The organism is Psychrobacter sp. CoH-33_TS_01 (assembly GCF_058189395.1).
On record NZ_JBVGQI010000002.1, the window covers coordinates 1 to 21,258 of the forward strand.

Here is a 21,258-nt window from a genome sequence, read left to right on the forward strand (position 1 = left end):
CAAGGATGGATGGAGAATAATCTACCTAAACTGTTTCATGATATGGGCTGTATCGATTTTATAAAGACTTAACTATAGATTATTTAGTGCATGCCGTATGTAAACGTGAAGTCAAAAAACTCAATATAAGTCTTATTAATCAAGTTAACATTCTATGTAAGATAAGTGAAAAAAAGCAAGTAATTAGTAAGTCTGAATTTATATTAATAGTTAATAATATTATTGAAAATCCTGACAATAAAACTGTATCTTTATTACTTGCTCATCCATTTATTAATTTTAATAGTAAAGATAGCATAGGAATAAGATATGACTTCTTAAGAGATTTTTTTCTGAAAATATCAATCTCACAACGATTTTACAGTGGAGATATTTTAGAAGAAAGTATTTTATTACTACTTCTTTCAAAGGTTAGTTATTTAAACTACTTTTCCTTAGACATAGGATCGAGACTATCTGACCTAGATATATCTGATATACATTTTTTCGTTTTACAGAATATTGAAGATATTGTTCAATCTAAAAACAGCAACTACGAAATATATATTTCAAGCTTATTTATTTTATATTTAGGAATACTAAAATCAAAGCAAAAACTCGAAAATACACAACATTTAAACGATGCTCTTCTTGAAATATTCTCTAATTCTGATAAAAATAAATTAGAGAATATATCACTTTGCAATATAAAAAATATGCAGGCCTCACCTAAGCCACTATTTGACTTCTCAAATCTTACTATAGATAATTGCTATATAGACAATTACCCAGGATTTGTTAGCTGTAATTTTAATGAGCATACACTTTTTAATACAGGCACTATAAATATTGACCACTCAGATCATGCTGGCTCTCAAATTAAACCATACCATTTTTCCAATCAAATTATAAAGTTAGGCAAGACCTCAGATGTCTTAGATTTGATTGAGAGCTCTTTAGAAAATAGTAGTATAAAAAAAGAAGAAAGGCTAGCCAAGTTTATAAGGTTATTCATAAAGAATGGGCGATTTATGCCTAAGAAAACCGTTGAAGTAAAATCAAAACGTGGTGGAAATGAGGTGAAAAACATGCTTTCTAACAACATTATATTGATCAATACAGCTTCTAAATTGAACCAAGAAGAGTATATCGTAAATCCTGACTACAAAGACATGTTTCATAAATTTTGTGATAATGGAGTCACTACCCCTCAACTCAAAACCATAATTGACTCACTATAAGAAAATCTAAGTAATTTTGATACAAGAAAACTTGGGGTTAATAGTACCTCAAACGAAGTGATTCTATATCAAAACTATAGAAGATTGATTATATAGATATAGTTTGTCCTAGACGCTCAAACCACATCATAGAACCCCTTTATTGTAGAGTGGTGACAAAAAATGCTATATGTCACCACTTTATTGTCTTACGTAGTGACACACACTTATTCTGTTAGACCTATATGATTAATAGGCTAAACTGATGTCACCACTATACTATGTTACGGATATTATGGCTCTGGAAATTTTTTAATCATTACCTATAAAGAGTTGCGTAAACTTGAAATTGACATACTAAAAGCGCAACGTGACTTGATGAAAGGTGCTAAAGACAACCTACTAGGTCTAGACTTTGATAGCGTAATTAGCTTGAATAATTTTTATGGTATTGAGTATGACGATTTTGCAAGTCAAATTGCTCGCTTATCGCTCTGGTTGGCTGAGCATCAAATGAATGTGCTGTTTGAACGTGAGTTTGGTGCATCTCAGCCAATGTTACCTTTAAAAGATAGTGGACATATTATTCAGGGTAATAGTCTACGTCTCGATTGGAATGATGTATGCCCTAATAACGGTAATGATGAAATATATGTTGTAGGAAACCCACCTTTTGGCGGCAAGCAAAAAAGAACAATTAGTCAAACCAAAGATATGGAGTATGTTTTTAAGGGTTTTAAAAAGTTAAAAACCTTAGATATTGTCTCAGCATGGTTTTATAAAGGCGCACAGTATATTTCTGATAGTAAAGCCAAGCTTGCTTTAGTCGCCACTAACTCCATTGCTCAGGGCGAACAGGTATCTATATTATGGCAGCCTATTTTTGATTTAGGCTTAAACATTCATTTTGCTTATCAGACCTTTCAATGGAAGAATAACGCAAAGCATAATGCGGGCGTACATGTTGTTATTATAGGTCTTGCAACGAAAGCCATTGAAAAAAAGACTATTTATAAACTGTTAGAGGACAGTTGGCACAGTGAGTTAGTGAAAAATATAAGTCCTTATTTAGTAGAGGGTACAAACGCTATTGTTGAAAGACGTAGCACATCTTTATGCAATAGGTCACCAGTCTTATTCGGTAATATGCCTTATGATGGTGGAAACCTGTTACTTACCCCCGAAGAAAAGGACGATTTAATTAAACATGAACCTCTATCTAAGAAATGGTTGAAAAAAATACTAGGATCGAGTGAATTTCTAAACGGCAAGGAAAGATGGTGTTTATGGATGGTTGGCATTACTCCAGAAGAGTTGAACAGTATGCCTTTAGTAAAAGAAAGAGTTGAGAAAGTTAAAGCAGCCCGTTTAGCAAGTAGTGATGAAGCAGCTCATAAGCTTGCAGAACGGCCTCATGAGTTTCGAGATCTTAATAACCCAGATAGTTATATTTTGATCCCAAGAGTCTCTTCTGAGCGGAGACTCTATGTGCCTATCGGATTTTTTCAAGGCGATATAATATCTTCTGACGCCAACCAAATTATCCCTAACGGAACTTTATACGAATTCGGCATTTTAACATCATTAACTCACAATGAATGGATGCGTCTAGTTGCGGGGCGCTTAAAAAGCGATTATCGCTATTCAGGCACTATTGTTTATAACACCTTCCCCTTTCCCGATATAACAGAGAGTCAGAAACTGCATATTGAGAAGCTAGCGGAAGAAGTTTTATTGTCACGAGCAAGTAATGTTGGCTTAACCCTAGCCGAACTATATGATCCAGACAAAATGCCAGAAGACCTAAGAAAGGCACATGCCATCCTTGACGATGCAGTAGATAAGTTATATCGCCCACAGGGTTTTGCTAATACAGAAGAGCGCTTAGCACACTTGCTAGCACGTTATGAACAACTGATTGCAGCAGAAAAAGAAAAGAAGAAGAAGAAAAAACCTTAATCCAAAGCCATAACTTTATATATTTTGGAGCGATACCTGTATGTCCCAGACTGTTAACATCTTAAATCAGACTTATGCCCAAACTGGTCAAAGTAAGCAAAAGAATCCAATGGGTATGCGTGAAATGCAAGCTCGTGCTTTTGAAAAGCGTAATAGTCAATACCTGCTTATCAAATCACCACCTGCGTCTGGAAAGTCACGAGCAATGATGTTTCTTGCTCTTGATAAGCTTATTAACCAAGGCATCAAAAAAGTAATTATTACTGTCCCAGAGATGAGTATTGGCAAATCTTTTAAGTCGATACCGCTTAGCGAGTCAGGTTTTTTTGCCGACTGGGAGGTTTCTGATCGTTATAACTTGTGCTTAAGTCTTGCACAGAGCGACACTCGAAAGACAACTATTTTCTCAGAATTTATTACTCAGGAAGCTAGTGATAGTAAATCATCTCAAGTCTTAATCTGTACCCATCATAGTTTTAGGTACGGTTTCGACAAGATGATAAATGATGGAGAGGATATTGAGGTATTTAACGACATCCTGATTGGAGTAGACGAATTTCATCACATCTCAGCAGATGACTCTAATCGTCTAGGTGCTATATTAGACGCCATTATGTCCAAAACTAACGCCCATCTTATAGCAATGACTGGATCTTATTTTCGTGGTGATTCAGTGCCAATCCTATCTGATGAGGATGAAGCGAAATTTGATAAGATTACTTATACTTATTACGAACAGCTTAATGGTTACGAGTACTTAAAATCGCTAGGGCTAGGCTATCACTTTTATAAAAAATCATTCTTTGAAGCTTTGGATAAGTGTTTAGATTTATCTCAAAAAACAATTATTCATATCCCTAATGTAAATAGTCTGACTGCTGAAACTGATAAGTATGAGACGGTGGGGCGAATCATTGACGTTATTGGAGTGATTGAGTCTCGTGATGAAGCTACTGGAGTCATAACAGTACGCTCACACGATAATAGACGTTTATTAATTGCTGACTTGGTAACAGATGATGCTATACGTGTGAATACGCAGGCTTATTTAGCTGATATTACATCTCGTGACCAAATGGACATCATAATAGCCCTAGGCATGGCTAAAGAAGGGTTCGATTGGGAATATTGTGAGCATGTGCTAACTATCGGTTATCGTGGCTCTCTGACTGAAGTAGTGCAGATTATCGGTCGTGCTACACGAGATAGTGAAGGCAAAACCCATGCTCAATTCACGAACCTTATAGCTGAGCCAGAGGCTGATAAGTCTCAAGTTACAAGCTCTGTGAATGAGTTGCTAAAAGCCATTACATTGTCGCTACTAATGGAGCAAGTCCTTAAACCCAACATCAACTTTAAGCGTCGTAGCGACTTAGATCTTCTAGGTAAACAAGACTTGCCTCATGGGACTGTAATTATTGATGACTCTGTAAACCCGCCTTCTGACAGGGTAATGAATATTCTCAACAAAGACCGAGATGAACTATTGGCTCAGTTATGTCAAAACCCAGAATACATTAAAAAATATCTAGCTGCTGAAGCTAATAGTGTAGAGGCTGAAGCTGTTTCAGACTCAGTTATTCCAAGTATTATACGCAGTAAATACCCTGCCTTAGACGATAATGAAGTTCGTCAAGTTCAAGAAGGCTTTATGCAGTATGTAACTATTAACAGCCAAGGCGGTATAGTTGAAGGTGGAGCTATTCCTAAAGATGCCACCATTCAAGACGAGCGTTTTTTCATCAAGAAAGGCAGTGAGTACATAGATATCTCCACCTTAAACGAAGAAGATAGAGCGCAAGTCAATGATGACGAACTTATCAAAGAACGTGACTTACCGAATGGCGCAAAAATCTATAATCCTAAAACAAAATCTAGCAGTGTGGCAGAGTCAACCGCAAGCAATGCTTTTGTAAAAGTGGGAAGCAAATTCATTAATGTAAATAACCTTCCCATCGATTTAGTTAAGTCTGTGAATCCGTTTCATGACGCTTATGAAGTGCTATCTAGGGCGGTGGATAAAGATGTATTGAAGACTATTAACGACGTAGTTTTTTCTAGTCGAAGCACTGTAACTGAAGCAGAGGTCTTGTTGATGTGGCCCAAGGTGCTCACCTTTATGCACAAGAATAATAGAGAGCCTAACATAAACTCAGAAGACGGCATCGAACGACGCATGGCAGAAATTATGGCCTATGCCAGAAATGTGAATGCTAAGAAAAAAATGAGTAGTAATAATGAAGCTTGATGATATATACCAAAGCCGTGAATTTAAGTCCTTAGAAGATATTTTTTCCAATGACTCTTTGGGAATATTCGCTAATGTTAAGCCTATCTCTAAAGAGAGGTCTAGGAACAACAGTCTCTTAGAGCAACAATTTTCTGAAATAAACTCTTTTATAGATATGAATGGGCGCTTACCTAGTGAGGATGCTATTGATTTCAATGAAAAAATATTATCACGACGACTATCTTCTATTAAAAATCAGGCTTCAATTGCTCAAGAATTACTAAGCATAGACAAACATGGTTTATTAACTTCACCACAGAGCTGCAATGAGTCAGATGAAAGAGCTGTAGGCTCACATATAGATCAAATTAATCAAGAACCTCTCACTAATCAAGATGGCGGTAAAAAGGAGCGGGTTGAGGTTAAATCAACTATTGAACCACCTTCGTTTAATAGTTTAGAGGATATCTTTAATAACGACGCTTTAGGGATTTTTGATAATATTCAATCAGATATTTTGATTAGTGACAGCCAAAAAAATGTAAGGTCTAGGTATGACCAGTATGACGATGAAGACATAGCAAGTCGCTTTGAATGCAAGGACTTTTATAATTTTGAAATGACCTTTGAGCGTATTAATCAAGCAATACAGGCTGGAGAGTTCACTAAGACAAATTTTGCTTCCACCAAGAATATTACCATTGGAAGTGTTTTTGTACTTAATGGGCTGCTTTGTTATGTAGCAGATATCTATAAAGCTGAGGTGAGAAAAAACTCTCGTAGCCAAGAGCGCCTTCGCCTAATATTTGCCAATGGCACAGAATCAAATATGCTTGTTCATTCTTTAGCTACTGCTCAATATAAGTATGAAAATAGTTACCAGCTTCTTATAACCGCACCTGATTGGATAGATGCTGAGTTAGCTAAAAGCTTTGGGGATAACAGTCAACTTACAGGGGTTATATATGTTGCAAAACTCACTGATACACCTGAAAATCTGAAACACTACAAACATCTTCATAAAATTGGTTTTTCCACGCTTACAGGTGATAAGCGTACTAAACACTCAACTAGGGACAATGCCTTTCTACAGCAGCCAGTGGATATTATTGCTGAATGGCAGGTTTACGATGCAAATGCCAGAGCTGTTGAAAGTGTACTTCATGCCTTTTTCTACGATCAAAGAGTAAGAGTGCTGTCAAAGGCTAAGGATGATAACTTCCATAACGCAACAGAGTGGTTTGATGTTGCTTTGCAAGAGATTGAAAAAGCTATAAATTTAGTCATTGCGGGTGATATTAAGGATTATCGAATAGACAGGGCTAGTGGCGTGATTGTGCCGAAGTAGGTTCTCATTATTTTAAGCAATAGGTTTACAAGCGAGGTTACGTTAGACTGTTTTAACCACTATATCTTTATCCAAGCTATAACATCTCTTTTCAAATCCTTCGATTATGTGTTCTGACTTAGGAATAAGAAAAACGCCTATTCTGTATTTAGGAAATACAGCAATATAGTGTGTCTCTGTTGCCATAATATTAGCCTCAACGTCAGATACTCCATCATAACCGTGAGCATAAAAATCAGATCGAATATGCTGTAATTGAGCGGCAAGATGGTTTTCTAATTGCTTCAATACAGACCTTTGATAATCTACAGCCACCACTGCTTGAATGTTATATTGTTTACCTGCGAATCCACCGCCGATTGGAAAATATGATGCCCCATCTTCAACAGTGCTGATAACATTTACGCCAGCTCCACGTAAGTTTTTTCGTTGCTGTTCTGTTAGTTCATTAGGCTCAATATGACCCACCACCTTGTATCTGTCTAGTTGCATAGGCCAGTTTCGGTGCATAATTTCAATTATATTTTCATCCAGCCACGAATCATGGTTAAAAATTCCAATGGCATAAAACATATCATTTACAAGCCAAGCAAATAACAGCTCCTTAGTTCCATGAATAAAACTACCATCATTATTTTCATTAAGATGAAAGTGATGAATACCCCAATCATTAAGCATAGGGTCGTTTTTTTTAGGAAAAAATACCTTTTTACTCAGATTCATAGTCAGGTCTTTACCATTCTCAACCCTATCTATGAGTCTATTAAAGCCTGCCTCTAACTCAGTAGGGCAGGTAAAGGTGTCAGCCAAAAACACTTTCCGCTTCTTTTTAGCTGGCCGTCTGTTCTCTGTATTAAAATACAATAATGGTATTTCACTGTCTGCTAATAACGAAATGTCACATTGCCATTCATTACTTAAGACATCCTTTAGAACAACAACCCAATCACCAAAAAAATCTGCTCTTAATTCCATTGACGTCTCTTTTGCTATATATGAAAAAGGTGATGGTTACGCCCAAGTATAGGTCACTCCTAAATCCCTACTATCGCATATCTACATCTTTGTATTGCTATTATTTAGCTTAGTGAGGGCTGTAGTTACCCAGTTGACATCACTTGATCCAGTGGTATGGTTAAATGTCACCATTGGGCCATACAGCCTTCTTAATTCGTCATCATGATCAAGCCTACCGTTATTATTAAATAACCGCTCTAAAACGTTATCCATCCCATTATTTATAAAATCCTCATTATCATCTACTCTGAGAGCATTACCGCTAGTTTTAATGCCTGATGCCACACTACAATCAAAGAAGTAATAGGTTTCATCGTCGTTTTTCAACCTTAATACAAAGATATTTAGAACGTTGCTTGAGCCATCATAACTATTTAAATAACCTGTTGTCTCTCCATGAAACCTGCCCTCACTATAACTATCGATTTGTAGATTGCTATATTTAGCTTTTAGTCTTAAATCCTTTGCATACTGTAGGAGTTTTTTAAAAGAAGGTTTTTGATAAGGCACTATATTTGAGCATATCAATGATTTTAGTATGCCAACAGTATTGTCAGAACTCCGTCTATCGCCTACAGCATAACTTTCTGGTATTGGTTCTCTTAAAGGAATTACTTGACTGTTCTTAGTTTGTAATGCCTCGTCAATTGTAATATTTTCTGTTTTTACTAAATTTCTTATATCTCCAATTGTGGCAATTTTTTGACGAATGACAGCAGTTGTGCTGTTACCTGCATTGTTCGATGCTTCGATAACAACCTCTTCAGTGTCTACTTTATTAAATAAGGGTCTGTAGGTTCTGGTAGCTAACCTTGAAGCATCTTGAGCCTCATTACCACCTTTAAAAGCATAGACAATATCTTCCCCTTGAGGCATAGATATACCTGTTATTTCTGTGCAGAGAAAGACATTGCTTTCTAACTCAATACTTTTAAAAGCAATCAATACAGGCTGTTGATGATAAGGCTGAACTTTTAAAGGGGCAGAACGTGACTCTGTGTCACGTAGGCTCTGCCTAACTCTCGAATTTAAACCTTTGACTACCATTTTTGTATAATCATCTGTTTTCAGATGGTGTAAAAACACTGCGTCACCAACTGCACAACTATCAGGTATCAACACTACTTCTGATGTATTGGGATCGGGGTAATTAAGATTTAGCTCTTTTTCAATATCAGCCCATAATTCAGTGACTAAAATGCGATTGATCTCTTTTGACGCCCCATAATGCGCCATAAAGAATATTAAAGGATGAATTATGACTTTTTGATTGTTTTGGAGGATTACAAGTAGAGTATTAGTATCAGTTTTTAAGCCCTTAACTGGATACTTAGTAACATCAAACTCATATACACCTTTTTCTTTTTTACTGATACCGAAATGATTAGAATAACTAAGGTTACCTGAACTCTTCTCAATAACAGCAATTTGATCATCGAAATCATATTTTTGCTGAGTTCGATAATTTAACCAAATAGAGCCTATAGTAAGCTTAGGCGCAAGTTCAATCGGTAGTTTCACCCTCACTTCATCGTCATCATCAAGTGTTAGAAATACTACTTCAATTAGTCGCTTATCATTCTGGCTGCCGAATCCAATAAATAAACGCCCATACCATACTAAAACGTATTCTTTATTATATGAAAATTTCGATTTTACATGCTGTCTAATATTTATGCTAATTTGGTTGGAAATACGCTCCAAGCCCTTAAAAAAATTAGCTCCCATTCAGCTTCCCCACAAACTTCAGTTGTGGATACTATACAATAATCTATACAGCTCATGACATCTATTTAGGGAATATGACAGTAATTAGGAGAACTGACACCCCCCTCCCACCAACGCAACCGCCGAAATAGTGTGGTGAATTTCACGGAAAGGCCGCGTGCCATAATGATATTCAGTATCGGCTACGGAATAAGTACTGGCCACTTCTAACGCTTCTTCATCGGTTAGATCGGGCAAGATGGTCGGCAACCGTGACGCCATTAAAGTCTTACCTGAGCCTGGTGGCCCCGTAAATAATAAAGAATGCCCGCCTGCCGCCGCAATCTCTAGCGCACGCCGCGCATGGTGCTGCCCCTTCACATCGGCTAAATCCACTTTGTAATTGGCGGTCAGCGGTATCACTTTGGCGGTTACAGTGGCTAGCAAATGCTCGGTCGAGGGCTTATTAGGGTCATGCGCTGCCCGTAAATGCTCACACACGGCTTTTAAAGTAGCAGCAGCATAAACGGTTACCCCGGCAACACGACTGGCCTCTACGCCATTATTAGCGGGCACAATGAGCTTACGGGGTTCTGTTATAGATGCTCTAGTATTTTCATCCGTCTGCTCCTGCTCATAGGCTTTATGCTTTGCTGCTTTATTCTGTTGATTGCTGTGCGATTTAATAGCGCGAGCTACGGCTAGACTCCCTGCCACTGTGCGCAAATCTCCATTTAAAGCCAACTCTCCAATAAATTCATAGTCGTCTAGCCAATCCGGCTCAATCTGTCCACTAGCGGCTAGGATGCCTATTGCAATGGGTAAATCGAGACGAGCGCCGTCTTTGGGCAAATCCGCAGGGGCCAAATTAATCGTTAGACGCCGGTTTGGAAATTGAAAGTTAGAATTAATGATAGCCGAACGTACCCGATCTTTGCTTTCTCGCACCGCGGCTTCAGGTAAGCCAACTATAGTTAAGGCCGGCAAACCGTTCGATAAGTGCACCTCTACCATAACCTCGGGGGCGTGCAGTCCCACGACGGAACGGGTATGGACTTGGGCAAATGACATGGCAAACCTTATATTGAATGAATAACTATCAGTTGATAATAGAATATTGTTCAGTTATTGGCAAAATATATTTTAATTATCCTTCATGATACAAAAGCGTAAGGATAAGTTAGATAGGGTACAAAACTAGCCTGTACCTAACGCGCGATTATTATTACGCTAAGAGCATGATAATAAAAATACTTATCGAATTACTCAATGATTAGTCTAATACAAAGCCACAAGGGCTTTTAATTCAATAACTTTTATAAAGGATAGAAAGAATGTTAAAAAAAATATTAGGTATCGCTCCCAAACCTACCAGTGACGGTGGTTATCAACCGTCTCGCGTGGCCTTAAAGCTCGCCACAGAATCGAAAACCGATTATGACCATACGCAGTTCACCACCTTCTATCAGGGTGATAAAAGAGTCTTAATGCTCTGTACCGAAGAGCAGTATATGACCATGAAAAATGGCAAAAAATTCTCTACTGGCAATCACCCTGTCGAGATGCTGGTACCGATGCTACATTTGCAGCAAGCGGGCTTTGACGTCGATATCGCCACGCCAACGGGCAAACCTGTACAAATTGAAGAATGGGCGATGCCGGAAAAAGATGCCGCTGTAAAAGCCATCTTTAACGACTATAAATATCAGTTTGAAAACCCCTTAAGCCTGCATGACTTTGTGCAAAATGATATGGACAGTTCTGAGGACTATTTAGCGGTCTTTATTCCTGGTGGTCATGGCGCCATGTTAGGCTTACCGACCAATGAAGACGTGCAGCAGTTGATTGAATGGGTCAATAAAAACGACTTATTTATGCTGTCTATTTGCCATGGTCCAGCCGCATTACTGGCTGCAGACAAAACCGGTCGCAAAAAAGACTATATCTATAAAGGCTATAAGATGGCTACCTTCCCAGACTCTGTGGACAGTAAAACGCCAATGGTCGGTTATATGCCAGGAAAAGTACCTTGGAAATTTAATAAACGCTTGAAGAGCTTGGGTGTGACGCTAGTTAATAAGAAAGCAGATGATACTTGCCAGGTAGACCGCAAATTAATCACGGCAGCCAGCCCTAAAGCTGCCAATGACTTTGGTAAACTGATTGCCAATACATTGCTGAAAAACTGCTAACAGCGGTCATTGTATTTTGATAAATTTTTAGAAAATTCAGCACTACCAATTAGGTGTCTTGACTCAGTTAAGGCACCTATTTTTTGCTAACGACTTTATAAGCGAATCTAGCTAGCCTATTACAAACATTACCGAACTCGCCCAGCAGTCTTATTTCTTCTATTCATAGTCGTCTCCTACCTCTAAAGTCGTAAACCCATAAGATATTTATGGAATTAAGTTAATTTGCTATAATAGCCATCATTGATTCTTTCTTCTAGCAAACTGGCTTGCTATAAGCCCTTTTTGCCCTCTAATAAGACCGCCGCTATGACTCAATCTTCTATTTTTGCTGATCAAGCCGTTTTACCGCCCACGACTGAGCGTCCTGTGGCCACTATGCCTAACCCTTATGCCCGTCGTCAGTCAGAGCATACTAGTGCGGCCAAAGACCTCGTTTTTGATGAAACTATCATTCAAAAGTACAACCGCTCAGGGCCGCGCTATACTTCGTATCCAACGGCATTAGAGTTTCAGCCTATTGAAGCTGGGATAGAAGTTGATATCCTAAAAAATCGCGATTCAATAACCCCATTATCGCTATATTTTCATATCCCTTTTTGTCGTCACCTTTGCTACTACTGCGCCTGCAATAAAATTATTACCAAGAAAAATAGTGATGCCGGCGATTACTTAGATTATCTTTTTGCTGAGATTAAACAGAAACGTGCACTATTGTCTGTGCCTGAAGCCGGTAAAAAGCCTTTTGTCGAGCAATTGCATTTAGGTGGGGGCACGCCGACGTTCTTTACCGATGAAGAGTTGATTGCGCTTTGGGACTTCTTACAAACCCAGTTTGAATTTGACCGGCCCTCCGAGCAGGGCGGCAATGGCGATTACTCAGTAGAAATTGACCCTAGAGAGATTCGCGAAACTACTTTATCGACATTACGCCAGCTGGGCTTTAACCGCGTCAGCTTCGGCGTTCAGGACTTAGACCATAAGGTGCAGATCGCCGTCAACCGCGTGCAGTCTGAAGAACTTATTCAAAGTGTCATGGATGAAGCGCGCCGGCTCGAGTTTAACTCTATTAATATCGACCTAATCTACGGACTACCACACCAAACGCCAGAGACCTTTGCGCATACCGTCGCCCGTATTATTGAGATGTCGCCAGATCGTCTGTCTATTTTTAACTATGCGCACCTGCCAACTCGTTTTAACTCGCAGCGCCAAATTAAAGATGAAGATTTACCTAGCGCTGCCGAAAAACTGACGATGTTTAGCGATACCATTGCCGCACTGACAGCGGCGGGCTATCAATATATCGGTATCGATCATTTTGCAAAACCCGATGATGAGCTAGCTATTGCCCAACGCGAAGGCAAGCTGCACCGCAATTTCCAAGGCTACACCATCTTAGGTGATTGTGATTTATTAGGATTTGGTGTCTCTGCTATCAGTCAAATTAATAGCACGCTGTACTCGACCAAAGGCCGTACAGCCAGTCATATCTTACAAAATGAACCTGATTTAGACAGCTATAAAGCTGCGGTGAATGCCGGTCGACTTCCTGGCGTAAAACATATCCAAACAACGATAAAAGATCGCCTGCGCGCCTATGTCATCATGAACTTACTGTGCCATGACTATATTGATTTTAAAGATGTGAATCAGAAGTTTGGCATCGATGCGATTACTTACTTTATCGATGACATTCAACAGTTGGGTGAGATGCAAAAAGATAAGCTCATCGATATGGATGCGGCAGGCATTCGCATTTTACCCAAAGGTCGCCTACTCGCCCGCAATGTGGCGATGGTGTTTGATACCTATATGGCGGATAAATCGAAAGATAGATTCTCGAAAGTAATTTAGACCTTTTGACGTAAACTTAAAAAGACAAAACAAAAAAAGACCTCAATTGAGGTCTTTTTAATGGCTAATACTGCAGTTTATAGGTTAATTTTAGAAAGCTGACTAGGCGCTAGGCGTAACGATATATAAATGCGTGGTATCTATAATGGTTTTATCGCTATCGAGATACTTATGCTCAACACCGGCATCCGAATCGGTCATAGCGAAGTCATCATCATTTAGTAGCCCTAACGTGCCATCTTGGCATAGCCACAAGCCCTCAAGCTTATTATGCGGATAGCCTTTTACCGCCGCCAACACATCAACCGCTAAGGTCTTTTTAATGGGATGAATACCAAGCTTGCTTAAGGCCTCCCAACCGGCTGCATCACCTTCAGCGGTATATTGTTCAAGGGTCTGACCTGCGACCATTAAGCCTAAATCAGCAGACTGCTTGAGTGTCTCGCTATCCGCTAAACTTTCAATATCGGTAGCATCCGTAATATCAATTCTATAAACGTGTTTTTCTACATCCGCATCGACTAGCGGAAACTTGCGGTCGTGCTCAATCACATAAAACTCGTGGTCATTAATAGCGGTAATACCTGAGTTCACGTATTTTGCGTGGTTGCGGCGATAGAGGTACTGGCCGATTTGACCGGTCTTAAGGTTAATGGTTACGATACGGGTAAGTGCCGATTGGCGAACAGACTTATCGGGATTGTCAAGCGCCGATTCCATGATACCCACTAAAGTCGTTTGGTCTGGCGTAATCGTTAGCCCTTCCATACTTTTATTGGTTCGACGTTTTGCTAGCTCGGCAGGCAGTACGATAGGCTTGCCAGCCACTATGACATTGTTGCGCTCGTCATGAGCAAACGGATTGATACGCTCGATTTCCACCCCTTGCGCATCGTAATGCACTAGATGGGGACCATATTCATCGCTCACCCAAAAAGTGCCATCAGCAAGCGCAGCTAAGCCCTCAGGATCTAAGCCATAACGGTCAGCACGGATGGGATTAGTGACCTCATCATAAGGCAGCTCTGGATTGACGGTCATTGGCTGGCCAGCGACGTCGTAAGGCACTTCATTGGTGCCGCCAAAGGCTTTAGGATTGGGTATACCAGTAATTGGATTGCCTTGTGGGTCTTTTAATAATATCTCTTTAATTTTAGTAATTTGGCCGTCTTCTTGAATCTCAAACAGACCAATACGCGGCGTATAATCTGGCACTAAAAACTGCTTGCCGGCACCCGCAATCCCTTCGAAATCAGAGTTGGGACCACGGTCAGCTAAGGTATAGAACTGCTGAGCATTGCTCGGATGCGCAGCGGCATCAGAACCAAACCCGCCACCGCGTATTTCAAGCTTTTGCTCAGGATAGGCAGCATTGGGATGAGTAGCATCTAAGATACTGTATGGGAGAGGACTACCCTGAACTAGGTTGGTCTTGTTAGTCTTATCATTGGCTTGAGTCATGCTTATAAAATCCTTATGCAATCGTGCTTATTTTTATGCAATTTGATAAATTATTTAAATATAAAACAATCCTTTAGTATAGCCTTGACGACTGGTGCTGATACAGGACTCTTATGTACCGCTTTTATTCCCTAAGCGTATCCAGTTGCCTGCGAAAAATAGCTTTTTAACAGGATTTATCACTCTCATAACGCAAAAAAGACCTCATATGAGGTCTTTTCTATATGTGCTAATAAAGCATAAATTATGAACTACACTTTAAGCTTGTCTCCGACCATACCTTTAACCGTACTCAAGATATCCGCGGGCAATACCACCATCTTGGCGTTATCAGATTCGGCCAAATCGCGCATAGCTTTAATATACTGCTCACCCAACAAATAAACGATAGGCATTTCTTCAGTCCCCATGGCACTGCTGATCAGGCGAATCGACTCTTCTGACCCTTTCGCCAGTACGACTTGCGCTTCGGCATCACGGCGTGACGCTTCTAGACGACCATCCGCTTCTAAAATCGCCGCCTGCTTCTGACCATCGGCGCGAGTCACCGTCGCTCGGCGTAAACGCTCGGCTGCAGCCTGCTCTTCCATCGACATCTGCATGGTCTGTGATGGGTTAATATCCTGAATTTCTACCGTCTTGAGCGTGATCCCCCAATCGGCGATATCTTCAGAAATCGCATGTTTGAGCTGAGCTTTAATTTGGTCACGGCTAGAGAGCGCACTATCCAAATCCATCTCACCAATGATTGAGCGCAACGAAGTCTGGACTAAGTTACGAATACCATATTCATAATCTTCAATACCATAGACCGCTTTATCCGGTCGCACGATATTGATATAGGCGACTGCGTTCGCAATGATGACCACGTTATCGCGAGTAATCACTTCTTGCGAAGGAATATCCAACACGATGTCTTTGGTGGTGACTTTATATGCCACCACATCCACATAAGGAATAATGAGGTTTAGGCCAGGCTCTAGCGTTTGCTGGTACTTACCTAGGCGCTGCACAATCCATTTATACCCCTGTGGCACAATGCGCACCCCTTTGAATATAGTGAATACTACCAGTGCTATCAGCACCAACAAGACGATACTAAAATTACCCATTACCTTCCCCTTTACTTGCGCTTATATGCGCTATTTATATGGTCGTTATTTATAGAATAGTTATTTATGGCTAGTACTGGCCATATTCAGCTCAGCCAAGGTCTTAGCGCTACTGACAATTAATTCATTGCCGACGATATCGGTGACCACCACGCGATCCCCTATCTCGACCTCTTCACCTGAGGTACGACACATCCATTCTGCTGCCCCTACGATGGGCACGCTAAAACGCACTGTACCGGCACGGTCTGGCGTGGGTTTGACGATAATCATCCCGGTCTCACCGATGATAACTGCCCCACCCAATCCTGCTTTAGTTCTGGTAACGGACAACGGCTTGATGTATTTAAACCAAGCTAAGACAAAAATACTAGACAGTACCAACCAGATAACGACCTGCGCAAAAAAAGGCAGCGGCAATAGCCAGGCTAGGCCAGCAACAATAATGGCTGCCAAGCCAAAGCCCAGACTCGCAAAGGTGGTGATAAACATTTCCAGAATGACCAACACCATCCCTAGTACTAACCAGTGCCACGGCTCGATAATCATGACGGTCTCCTTGACTTAATAAGCGACCTGCTGCCAGTATCCCTATACTTTATGACTATCACCTATTGGATAAGACAGAAAAGAGTGGCTAATTAAGGCTTTAGTGGCGCGTAATACTTTATATCCGCCGCCAGTGTCTATAGTGAAAACAGTATTAGACTGTAGCGATTTAAGGGCATTAATTACAGGCCAATGATTGCACACAGTCGATTTTTTTATTACCTTCATTTAATGTAGCACAATTCGAGACTAATTAACCGCCCACAAAAAAAACGACCGCAATTGCAGTCGTTTTTTTTCATGCTATCTAACTATTCTATCTAGCTGTTTCGCCTATAAAAATTAGTAACTAACTACTCATTTAGTAAACTACTCATAGACGATTTTAGCCAGTTATTAGAACTTCAAATGGGCACCAATAGTCCAAAGTTTTGCATCAGCATCGCTGTCTGTCATGGCGTATTCGCCTTCGATGCTCATATTGTTATTGACCGCTAGACCAAGACCAACACCACCGGCTAGACCTGTATCGCTAGAAGAGATGTTTACACCTGGAGCTGAGGCTTCAACTTCAGTCTTAGCAATACCTAATTTACCTTTGGCATATAGGCCACTAGCGTTAGGTACATAGTAACGATAAGTACCATAGGCGCCATAGGTTTTCGCATCGATTTCGCCATTGGTTCTATAATCTGCATCGTCTGAACCCATGTATTCTACTTCGACACCGAAGTTAGGATCGAAGTTATACCCACCGTAGACACCATAAGCAGTTGGCTTATCAGCATCATCAACGTCTAAATTAAATTGACCGGCTTTGACACCAACGTATGGCTGGCCAGCATAGTTAACCGCTGCTTGGGCGCTAACGCTTAATAGTGATCCTGTAGCTAAGGCAATTAATGTTTTTTGTAGAGTATTCATCGTTGTCTCCTTTTAATAAATAGTATTGATAAGCAAATTCAGTTAATCACTTTCTGGATTAGGTTTATAAATTTGTTTATCAACTAACGATGGAACTATAGTAACAAGATATTTCGAAAACTGTGTCTTAGTTTGATAGGTGGGGCGTTAAGTTTTGCAATTATTTATATTTATAGCAGTTACAATCTATTTTATTTAACGTTTAAATCTTAATTATTATTATAAAAATCATATATTTATATAAATTTTTTTCTTTGCAGCCCGTATAGCCTTTATTTAAAAAATTAATTTTTATTAATATAGATTAATTATTAGACTTACCAACCCAGAAAATAGCCATCTTAATAACAGAAATAGATATCTTAATAATTACAGCTTAATTATAAATATAAAACTCTATTCAACTTATTAAATAAATAACTAATAACATTCTAAGTAAGTATTTTTAACGCCATAAAAAACACGACTACCGAAGTAGCCGTGCTGTCTTATATTCTCAAATTTTCTTGAGCTCACTTTGGACTGTAACTGCCATGCAACAGCTTGGCTTGATTAGAGTTTTTAGAACTTAAGATGAGCACCTACTGTCCATAGTTTAGAATCAATATCGCTATCAGCCATCGCATACTCGCCTTCGATGCTCATACTGTTATTGACTGCTAAGCCAAGACCAATACCGCCAGCAATACCCGTATCATCAGATGAGGTACTCGTACCATTGCTATAGTTAACATCAGCTTCTGTTTTGGCGATACCTAACTTACCTTTAGCGTATAACCCGCTCGCATTGGGTAGGTAGTAACGATAAGTCCCGTATGCACCATAGGTTTTGACGTCATACTCACCGTCCACACCATTTACTCTAACATCGGCATCATCTGAACCTAAAAACTCTACTTCGACACCGAAATTAGGATCAAAGTTATAACCGCCGTAAACTCCGTAAGCCGTCGCCTTGTCGAGCTTTTGCGTACCATCATCATCTAACATGAATTGACCCGCTTTGACACCGACATAAGGCGTGCCCGTATAGTTGACAGCGGCTTGAGCGCTCACGCTTAATAATGAGCCAGTGGCTAGGGCAAGTAAGGTTTTTTGTAATGTAGTCATGGTCTTCTCCTAAAACTGTGAGGTAAAAACTTAAGCTAATCATTCATACCGATAGTAGAAATCTATTAACTTTATATGTTTGCTACCGATGAGGTAATAGTAACAAGATATTTCAAAGACTGTGTCGCTGTTTGATGGCTTAGACGTTAAGATTTGCAATGATTTATGATTGCGGGGTTACATGAAGGGTTAAATAAAGGATTACATAATAAAAAACACGACTACCGAAGTAGCCGTGCTTTTCTATCTCTTCAAGCTTTTATGTCCAAGCTTGCTTTTACTAATTTTAAACCATCACAGCGGTTACACAGCTGGATTTAATTAGAATTTAAGATGAGCGCCTAGCGTGATGCCACTTACATCTACATCATCATTATTAGACGCTTCAATAGTAGGGTACATGTTATACATAGCTTCTACCGAAGCCATGGGAGTAACATTGTAGCCAAGGCCTAAACCACCAGCAAGTCCGGTATCTGAATACTTGTCTTCTTCAGTAGCGCCTGTTGGTTTAAAGGTATTAGTGGCTTTAACTTCGTTTTTAGCTACCCCTAAACGGCCTTTAGCGTATAGGTTAGTATTAGGGAAAGTATAATCGTAAGTACCATATAAACCATAAACTTTAGCAGAATATTCTTCTCTATTAAGAGCATCCTCATAAGAGTCAGCATCATCAGTACCTAGGTACTCGGCTTCCACACCAAAGTTATTGGCCATTTTATAACCGCCATATACTCCATAAGAAGTGGCATCGTCATTGTCGTCTAAATCAGGGCTGTACTGACCCACTTTTACACCAGCGTAGGGCTGACCGGCATAGCTAACTGCGGCTTGTGCGCCCATGCTTAGTAGTGAACCTGTAGCTAGAGCAAGGATAGCTTTTTGTAATGTTTTCATAGTCTTCTCCAAAGATAATTATATTAATTAGTTAAATGTAGATTTTATGCTTTAACCAATAGTAAAAATTAGTTATGCACGCCGTCTGTTCATGAAACCTATAGTAACTAAATATTTCTCGAGTTCTGTCAGTCTTTAATAGCAAAGACGTTAACTTTTACAATGATTTATGTATAAAAAGGTTAATTAATGCCCTTATGAAACCATTTGTTACAAGTAGCACGATTAGTATCTGAATCCCTATTTTTGCGTTAAAGTCTCTAACAAAGTCTCTATTCCTACCTTCTGACTCACTGAGTAAGCTTTCTATCATGAATGTTTTGTCCCATTACCAACAGCAGCTAGAGTTATTAAATAACGCCGATCAACAGCGGGCTATCCCTGCGCTACGCCATGAAGGTCGCTATATCTATACGGATAGCCAGCGACTGCTTAATGTCTCTTCCAATGATTATCTAGGTTTAGCGGCTGATAAAGATTTAGCGGCAGCATTTTTAGAACATTACCATACAGAGACTTTGCGCTTTGGGTCTTCTTCCTCGCGGCTATTGACGGGCAATAATGAGCAAATAGACCAATTAGAATGCGACCTTAGTGACTGGTGGCAACGGGCGCTAACTGCTACTAGCCAGCCGCTAGCGCCTTCCTATGACCGTGCAGCTTTGGTGTTTAACAGTGGTTATCATGTCAATATAGGCTTACTGCCCGCCCTCACAAAACTGCCGCTCAAGACCCTGATTTTAGCGGACAAACTGGTTCACGCTAGCCTGATTGATGGCATTCAGTTGAGCCGCTGTGATTATCAGCGCTACCGCCATAATGACCATGACCATCTGCGGCAGTTAATTGCGAAAGCAGACGACGGCTACCAGCGCATTATTATCGTGACTGAGAGCCTATTTAGTATGGATGGTGACTTTGCTGATTTGCCCGATTTGGTCGACTTAAAGCAATCTGATGCGCGTATCGAGTTATATGTCGATGAAGCCCACGCCGTGGGGGTGTTTGGGGACTCGGGCTTAGGGCTGGCAGAACAAACAGGGACGCTGGCTGATATCGATTACCTAGTCGGTACCTTTGGCAAAGCTATGGCCTCAATGGGCGCTTACGTCCTTTGTCACCCTACAATAAAGTCTTGGTTGATTAATACGATGCGTCCGCTTATCTTTAGCACCGCCCTACCCGCTGTCAATCATGCTTGGACACGGTTTATTTTGGCCAAGCTGCCAGACTATACGGCAGAGCGGGAGAGACTGGCTGGGCTTGCATGCACCCTAAGAGCGGCAGTGGCGGATATAAGCAGCCACCCCATGCATTCAGACTCGCATATCGTGCCCTACCTTTTAGGCAGTAATGCGGCGGCAATGGCAAAAGCGGCACAACTGCGCCAGGCTGGATTTTATGCTTTGCCTATTCGTCCGCCAACGGTCGCTAAAGGGAGCTCGCGGATTCGTCTCGTGCTCAATGCTACCCTACAAGAGGCTGACTTACAGGCGTTAATCGCGGCTTTATAGCGCGGCTATGCTGATAAACTTAGTGTCTGTAACAAAGGGTCTATAATAAATAGGTAGTGGCTCTAAAAAGTCAATCTCTATGAAAAACAGTCAATCCCTGTAAATAGCTCGTTTCTATAAATAACTACATAAATAACCCGTCGCTGTCAATAAAATGCTCAATCATGCCTGCTAGCAAGAGA

General features: G+C 40.2%; 15 protein-coding genes and 1 pseudogene. 7 read left to right on the forward strand and 9 right to left on the reverse strand.

Features of this window, described 5'->3' with window-relative positions; translation table 11 throughout:
- Positions 1 to 86 precede the first annotated feature (86 nt).
- The 4 genes from ACZ2XM_RS03170 (at position 87) to ACZ2XM_RS03185 (ending at position 6,736) form a co-directional block, all read left to right on the forward strand.
- Positions 87 to 1,220 (forward strand): hypothetical protein, encoded by a 1,134-nt coding sequence (locus ACZ2XM_RS03170; protein WP_490586950.1) that lies wholly within the window; start codon positions 87 to 89, stop codon positions 1,218 to 1,220.
- 255 nt (positions 1,221 to 1,475) lie between these two features.
- Positions 1,476 to 3,158: a class I SAM-dependent DNA methyltransferase gene (locus ACZ2XM_RS03175; RefSeq protein WP_490587432.1), complete on the forward strand. Its 1,683-nt coding sequence runs from the start codon at positions 1,476 to 1,478 to the stop codon at positions 3,156 to 3,158.
- Between the two features lie 40 nt (positions 3,159 to 3,198).
- Positions 3,199 to 5,406, forward strand: a complete 2,208-nt coding sequence (locus ACZ2XM_RS03180) for a DEAD/DEAH box helicase (RefSeq protein WP_490586951.1) — start codon at positions 3,199 to 3,201, stop codon at positions 5,404 to 5,406.
- Positions 5,396 to 6,736 carry a GIY-YIG nuclease family protein gene (locus ACZ2XM_RS03185; RefSeq protein ID WP_490586952.1) on the forward strand — a complete coding sequence of 447 codons (1,341 nt, stop codon included), beginning with the start codon at positions 5,396 to 5,398 and terminating at the stop codon, positions 6,734 to 6,736. The genes ACZ2XM_RS03180 and ACZ2XM_RS03185 overlap by 11 nt, the downstream gene beginning before the upstream one ends.
- A gap of 42 nt (positions 6,737 to 6,778) precedes the next feature.
- Here the strand turns inward: ACZ2XM_RS03185 and ACZ2XM_RS03190 are convergent, their stop codons facing one another.
- The 3 genes and pseudogenes from ACZ2XM_RS03190 to ACZ2XM_RS03200 all read right to left on the reverse strand — a co-directional run.
- Positions 6,779 to 7,711 carry a hypothetical protein gene (locus tag ACZ2XM_RS03190; protein ID WP_490586953.1) on the reverse strand — a complete coding sequence of 311 codons (933 nt, stop codon included), beginning with the start codon at positions 7,709 to 7,711 and terminating at the stop codon, positions 6,779 to 6,781.
- Between the two features lie 81 nt (positions 7,712 to 7,792).
- Entirely contained in the window at positions 7,793 to 9,481 is a 1,689-nt protein-coding gene (locus tag ACZ2XM_RS03195; RefSeq protein WP_490586954.1) for a hypothetical protein, read from the reverse strand.
- A gap of 99 nt (positions 9,482 to 9,580) precedes the next feature.
- A pseudogene (locus ACZ2XM_RS03200) lies at positions 9,581 to 10,531 on the reverse strand (YifB family Mg chelatase-like AAA ATPase); the annotation flags it as partial.
- 263 nt (positions 10,532 to 10,794) lie between these two features.
- Between ACZ2XM_RS03200 and hchA the strand changes: the two are divergent.
- On the forward strand, positions 10,795 to 11,652 hold the full coding sequence (gene hchA, locus ACZ2XM_RS03205) for a glyoxalase III HchA (RefSeq protein ID WP_490586955.1): 858 nt from the start codon (positions 10,795 to 10,797) through the stop codon (positions 11,650 to 11,652).
- Positions 11,653 to 11,961: 309 nt separating this feature from the next.
- Positions 11,962 to 13,509: an oxygen-independent coproporphyrinogen III oxidase gene (gene hemN / locus ACZ2XM_RS03210; protein ID WP_490586956.1), complete on the forward strand. Its 1,548-nt coding sequence runs from the start codon at positions 11,962 to 11,964 to the stop codon at positions 13,507 to 13,509.
- Between the two features lie 102 nt (positions 13,510 to 13,611).
- Here the strand turns inward: hemN and ACZ2XM_RS03215 are convergent, their stop codons facing one another.
- The 6 genes from ACZ2XM_RS03215 to ACZ2XM_RS03240 all read right to left on the reverse strand — a co-directional run bounded on the left by ACZ2XM_RS03215 (position 13,612) and on the right by ACZ2XM_RS03240 (position 19,562).
- The gene (locus ACZ2XM_RS03215; protein WP_490586957.1) at positions 13,612 to 14,970 is read right to left on the reverse strand and encodes an esterase-like activity of phytase family protein; all 1,359 of its coding nucleotides are present in this window, start codon (positions 14,968 to 14,970) and stop codon (positions 13,612 to 13,614) included.
- 251 nt (positions 14,971 to 15,221) lie between these two features.
- The gene (locus ACZ2XM_RS03220) at positions 15,222 to 16,082 is read right to left on the reverse strand and encodes an SPFH domain-containing protein (RefSeq protein WP_490586958.1); all 861 of its coding nucleotides are present in this window, start codon (positions 16,080 to 16,082) and stop codon (positions 15,222 to 15,224) included.
- A 60-nt stretch (positions 16,083 to 16,142) separates the two neighbouring features.
- Positions 16,143 to 16,631 carry an NfeD family protein gene (locus ACZ2XM_RS03225; protein WP_490586959.1) on the reverse strand — a complete coding sequence of 163 codons (489 nt, stop codon included), beginning with the start codon at positions 16,629 to 16,631 and terminating at the stop codon, positions 16,143 to 16,145.
- 396 nt (positions 16,632 to 17,027) lie between these two features.
- Complete coding sequence (locus ACZ2XM_RS03230) at positions 17,028 to 17,555, reverse strand: porin family protein (RefSeq protein ID WP_490586960.1); 528 nt, start codon at positions 17,553 to 17,555, stop codon at positions 17,028 to 17,030.
- A 561-nt stretch (positions 17,556 to 18,116) separates the two neighbouring features.
- The gene (locus ACZ2XM_RS03235; protein WP_490586961.1) at positions 18,117 to 18,665 is read right to left on the reverse strand and encodes a porin family protein; all 549 of its coding nucleotides are present in this window, start codon (positions 18,663 to 18,665) and stop codon (positions 18,117 to 18,119) included.
- Between the two features lie 321 nt (positions 18,666 to 18,986).
- On the reverse strand, positions 18,987 to 19,562 hold the full coding sequence (locus tag ACZ2XM_RS03240; protein WP_490586962.1) for a porin family protein: 576 nt from the start codon (positions 19,560 to 19,562) through the stop codon (positions 18,987 to 18,989).
- A gap of 311 nt (positions 19,563 to 19,873) precedes the next feature.
- Between ACZ2XM_RS03240 and ACZ2XM_RS03245 the strand changes: the two genes are divergently transcribed.
- Positions 19,874 to 21,076 (forward strand): 8-amino-7-oxononanoate synthase, encoded by a 1,203-nt coding sequence (locus ACZ2XM_RS03245; protein ID WP_490586963.1) that lies wholly within the window; start codon positions 19,874 to 19,876, stop codon positions 21,074 to 21,076.
- Positions 21,077 to 21,258: the final 182 nt, after the last annotated feature.